Here is a 5,203-nt window from a genome sequence, read left to right as displayed (position 1 = left end):
ACTTTGATAACTCCATAAGAATTAAAAGCTAACTTCGGTTCCGTTCAACAGGCTTTCATCTCATGCCCTCCGGGCTAGACGAAAGCTTAGTTATTGTCTGCAGTATTTTTAGTTCGGCGAATTGAATTTAACTCGTTTAAATTCGATTCAGAGAACTGAAAATTTAAAGATGACAACTATTTTCACGGTTATGATATTCAGTTCAATTTAAAATTCACTTCCATTTTTTTCGTTGTTCAAAAACATAAATTTAGATTTTAGCGAGACTTTAAACATCTTAATTCCGAGAATATTAAGTATTCGCTAAGTTAAAATTCCGTATTTTTTTCAGTCGTCAATTTCATTCAGGATTTTTGATTTTCGGTATTCAACTCAGAATTTCGATTCAATTTAATTTCGGAAAATGTGAAAGGGTAGACTTCCGTCAGAATATTGCAGATAACGTTTCAGTATTTGCGAAGAACGGTAGAATTTGAACGATGTTCAATTTCGCAGGTTCAAGCAAATTGTTTTTTTATAAAAACTAATTTAATTTAAAGTTTTGAGAAAAGCAATTTTGCGCTGGAAAAAACAAAGGATGAAAGTTTACTTTCAGACCGTTTTTCGCAAATACTATGTTAGCAGATGTTATTATAGATTATCTTATAAAATTTCAAGAGTATTTATTTAATTTTGATTCCAAATTTAGATGTTTTATTTATATAATATTTTGTATATAAATGTGTAAGGAATTATCGTTAAAAGGAAAAATATGATATAGTATTTTAGTCTATTTTTTATCATTAGAGCATGTTCTATATCTCTAAATTGATCATTTTTTTTGTCATAGAGTAGTTTGTAGTTGTCACCATTATGTATTTTATAACAAGTTTTACCTAGTATTTTTACATGATAGTTTTTATTATTATAAAAAAAATAAAATCCGCTAACTGATTTAGCACTTCTACAACTTACTTCAGAAATTTTCACTACAATTTCTTGCTGATTTTCTAATGCTCTTACACTACTATTGTACGGAATATATGAAATAATAAATAGAGCTATTGCAGTAATAATAAAACCTAATTGGATTTGATAAATGTTTTTCATTATTTGAATTTCTAATTATATATCAATTCATGATTACATCTTCTATAAATTAATAATTTAATTACGTATATATTTTTAATAATTTCTGCTAACGTTTCAGGGCTTGGCGATGGCGGGCAAATCGAAGCCGAAACTTTCAACTAAAATACAAATTTTAATCGAAGCACAAAACGTGAACTGATGACGTTCTGCCCGCTATTGCCAAACTCTTGTTAGCGGTAGGCATTTAATTATATGTTGTTTTAAACGTGTCCAGTTTAGCTTTGAAATCATTTTTCCAATTAGAATAATCGCTTATGTCTTGTAAAATTTCGGGTTTATTTGGTAATTGTGAAATTGTTGAAATTCCGCCATCGTGTTCAGTTACTGAATACTTTCCAAATAAATGTAAAAGAAAATCAACATCAGTCTGTTCCGTAACGATATAACTTGATAAGTTCCCTTTTTTTAAATGTATATTTTTGCTAAAACGTTCGTAAGTCTTGTTAGATAAAATTTCTTCAACAGAACGTTCTAACAACATTCTAAATCTTTTTCTTGCTGAATCAAGCTTTGTTTCTCTCCCGTGCGCATCAGTAATTACAAGAGCATCGTGTTCGGTTAAAATTCTTCTAATAGAATTAATTCTTTCTTGAACATTTTTAGCTAAATATGGAATTTCGTCTGTAACTATACCGCTTATTCCATCGTATTTGTCAATGCCAATTATTGTACAGTCTGTTGTTGTGACTGTTTTATGCGTGTCAATTAGCAATCGTAAAAATGACAAGTCGTGAGTAAACACAACTATTTGTCTGTTTTGTGATAACTGAACGATTTTAGTTGCAATTAAATCTCTATAATCCATATCCAAAGAGGTAACAGGGTCGTCAAATATTATTGTATTCAGACGATTGTCAATTGTACATTCAGCCAAAAAATTTGATAAGGCAATAATTTTTTGTTCGCCTTCACTTAGAATGGAATTTATTGAATCTGTAATACCGTTTAAACCACACTTTTGAAATGTATTTCCTTGGCTTGTTCTTGTTTTTGAAATTAAAACTTTACTTGCTAAATCACGGTTGAAAAAGTTGAGATGAGAAATAAATTCTTGATGTTGTAAACTGACAGCTTGGTCTTCCATTAGTTCGCCAATTTTACGTGAGATAGCATTAGTTGTAAGTTGCGATTGGCAACGATTTATCCAAGCCTTGTATTGGTACTCATCAAAATATTGAAGAATTGTTGTTTTGTTGTTGAATAAAAATTCTTTTACAGTAAGTTCATTAAGTTCGGAAACTAAAGCATTTCTATTTTGTAAAAGTTGATTATTCTGCTCAATCTCTGCATCAATTCTTGGAATTAAACTTGTTATACTTGGTGTCAAATTGTGTAAACTAATGTTTAGTTCGCCACCATTATGCAAAAATGTAATAACTGAATTTTTGAGTGTAGTGATTGAATTAGAAAATTGATTATAGTTGTCTCTGAAGCTTGGATTTAACTGCTCTAACTCTGCGAAATTTTCGATTGCTGGAATAACTAATAAATTGTATGGGTTTAACTTTTGCTGAATTGTTGAGTTAATAGAATTTAACTGTGTAGAAACGTCATTTAGTATGAATTGATTGAAAATTGTTAATCTTTGTTGTGCTGTTTCGTCAAGTTCTTGTTGGCACAATACACATTTTTCCAAAGAAACTAAGGACGGGAAATTTTGTCCGTCTGACAGATTTGAACTATGAGCGTAATTTCTTGCTGCTTCCCACAAAGTTCGCCAAGGGTTTGTCCCAAATCCTTCTAAAGTATTTGCATTTTGTAATTCTGCTGTTGCAATTTGATACGCTTGATTTGCACTTTCAAAAGTGTTTCTATTTGCTCTTATTTCATTTATGTTTTGCTCGTTGAATAAAGCTTCAATTTGTGAAAATTGCTGTATATAACCGTTAATTCGTGTTCGTTGATTGGTGAGATTTGTAATATTCAGTTGAGGATTTTGGGCAGTTGTTAAGTTTGTAAGCTCTCGCTTTCTGTCCATTTCTGTTTGTGAAAATTGAATATCAGAATCAACATTAGCACGTTGTAAATTTTCCATTGTTCCATACCACTGGGATATTGTAGTTTGAACTAAATTCTGTGGTAATACTGGTTTTTGTGTGTTATAAGTAACAACCAATGATGCAAAAGTTTGATGAATACTTGCAAAAGTTGAAATTAGTTTTTCCAAAACATCAATTCCAATAGGTTTATATTCAGTAGGATTTTCATTGTTAATGTATATGTCTCCACAATCATTATCAAAAACAAAAATTGAATTGAGAATAGGATTACTTGGACTATTTTCAGTCCAAGTAAAATTAATATTAGAGCCATTATCTTCTACAATAAAATCAACTTGTTGTTGGTGTGTTGATTGATTAAATACGTTCTTTTTTAATGTAATATTTGGACTTCTACTCCAACAAAGTTTTCTCAAAATACGTGAGTAACTTGATTTTCCCGAACCATTATTACCATAAATAACAGATAAGCCAGTATTTGAAAATTGTAAATTCCCTTGGTTGTGCAAAGCACCAATGTTTATTGGATTGGTAAGACCGATAAGTTTTGGATAATTTCCACTAGTTGAAATTATGGTTGGAATATGAGTATTGTCAAGAGGAATTGCATTTAAAATAATTGTTGCTTCTCCACAATCCTTTTTGACTAACTCAACAAGTTCATCAATGTCTGTTTGGGTTAGCGTCGTCAATGTTATTATTCTTCGTAAAGCGTCTTGAACGAAAAGTGGCCTACTTGATGACCAATTTAAAATTTCTTGATATACAGACATTGTTCTTAATTTGGGGTCTTGTTTGGTTTTATGCTTACCGCTAACGGTTCAGTATTTGCGAAGAACGGTAGAATTTGAACGAAATTCAATTTCGCAGGTTCAAGCAAATTGTTTTTTTTTTGTAGAAACTAATTTAATTTAAAGTTTTGGAAAAAACAATTTTGCGCTGGAAAAAAAGGCTGAAAGTTTACTTTCAGACCGTTTTTCGCAAATATCATGTTATACACAGCGGCAAAATTTACATTTAAAAGTAAAACGCGTAGTTTATATTTAAATTTGTTAAAATTTCAAACATTTAGTGATTCAATTTTATACATTTTCACGTAAATATTTTCTAATTCAAAAACGATTTAATTTTCTCTTTGCCGAGTAAAGTTTAGTTAAAAATTCAATTTTATTTCGATTTAGTTTTGCTTCAATTTCGCTATTTTTAATTTTTAACGTCGTTGTGTATAACGTTTCAGGGATTTTGCGAAGAACGGTAGAATTTGAACGAAATTCAATTTCGCAGGTTCAAGCAAATTGTTTTTTTGTAGAAACTAAATTAGTTTAAAGTTTTGATAAAAGCAATTTTGCGTTGGAAAAAAACAAAGACTGAAAGTTTACTTTCAGACCGTTTTTGCAAATACAATGTTGTGCGTTCGTTTTTTTATTAACTTTTTGTCAGTTCTTCATAATATTTTCCATATTCCTCATAAAATCTTTTCAATTTCGGTGTCATCAATTCCTTGATATCGGCCATTTCTTTCGCACATTCTCCAAGTAATAATGATTCACAATACGAAACGTTCATAGCGTTTATTAATTCATGGTTCAATTTCTCAATCCGAGATTCTTGAAATTCAAAACAGCGCTTTAATTCCGAGTGTTTTTTCGTTTTAATCTGCTCAATATTATAGCTCGAAAAAATTTCCATTCGAAAGTGTACCATTTCTGGTTCTTCATTTTCTATTTCGTTTTTCAGAATAGGAAATTCAGTTATCATTTCTGAATAGTATTCATTCGGATTCATTTTTCCATCAACCAAATTTGTCCAATTATTATTTTTCATTTAATTTCTATTGAGTTTGATCAAATGACGCACAACGTTTTGGGGCTTTGCGATGGTGGGCGTTTCGAAGCCGAAACTTTCAACTAAAATACAAATTTCTACCGAAGTACAAAACGTGAATTGAAAACTTTCTGCCCACTATTGCAAAACCCTTGTTGAACTAAACCTCCGGTAGCTTTTCCGTTATAAACCATATATTTAGGATATTTAAAATTCAAAATTATGGTAACTAAAAAAAATCTCCGGAG

The 5,203-nt window shown here is 30.3% G+C and carries 3 protein-coding genes; all 3 read right to left on the bottom strand.

Features of this window, described 5'->3' with window-relative positions:
- Positions 1 to 693: 693 nt before the first annotated feature.
- The 3 genes from BM072_RS15145 to BM072_RS15135 all read right to left on the bottom strand — a co-directional run bounded on the left by BM072_RS15145 (position 694) and on the right by BM072_RS15135 (position 4,955).
- Entirely contained in the window at positions 694 to 1,089 is a 396-nt protein-coding gene (locus tag BM072_RS15145; RefSeq protein ID WP_092910651.1) for a hypothetical protein, read from the bottom strand.
- A gap of 226 nt (positions 1,090 to 1,315) precedes the next feature.
- Positions 1,316 to 3,904, bottom strand: coding sequence for an AAA family ATPase (locus BM072_RS15140; RefSeq protein WP_092910649.1), 2,589 nt, complete (start codon positions 3,902 to 3,904; stop codon positions 1,316 to 1,318).
- A 652-nt stretch (positions 3,905 to 4,556) separates the two neighbouring features.
- A complete protein-coding gene (locus BM072_RS15135; protein WP_092910646.1) occupies positions 4,557 to 4,955 on the bottom strand; it encodes a DUF7674 family protein in 399 nt (132 codons plus the stop codon).
- Between the last annotated feature and the right edge of the window lie 248 nt (positions 4,956 to 5,203).

The sequence above is a fragment of the Algoriella xinjiangensis genome (assembly GCF_900115015.1).
Classification (GTDB): Bacteria; Bacteroidota; Bacteroidia; order Flavobacteriales; family Weeksellaceae; genus Empedobacter; species Empedobacter xinjiangensis.
The sequence above is the reverse complement of the archived record's forward strand: the minus strand, read 5'-3'. Positions and strand labels throughout refer to the sequence as shown.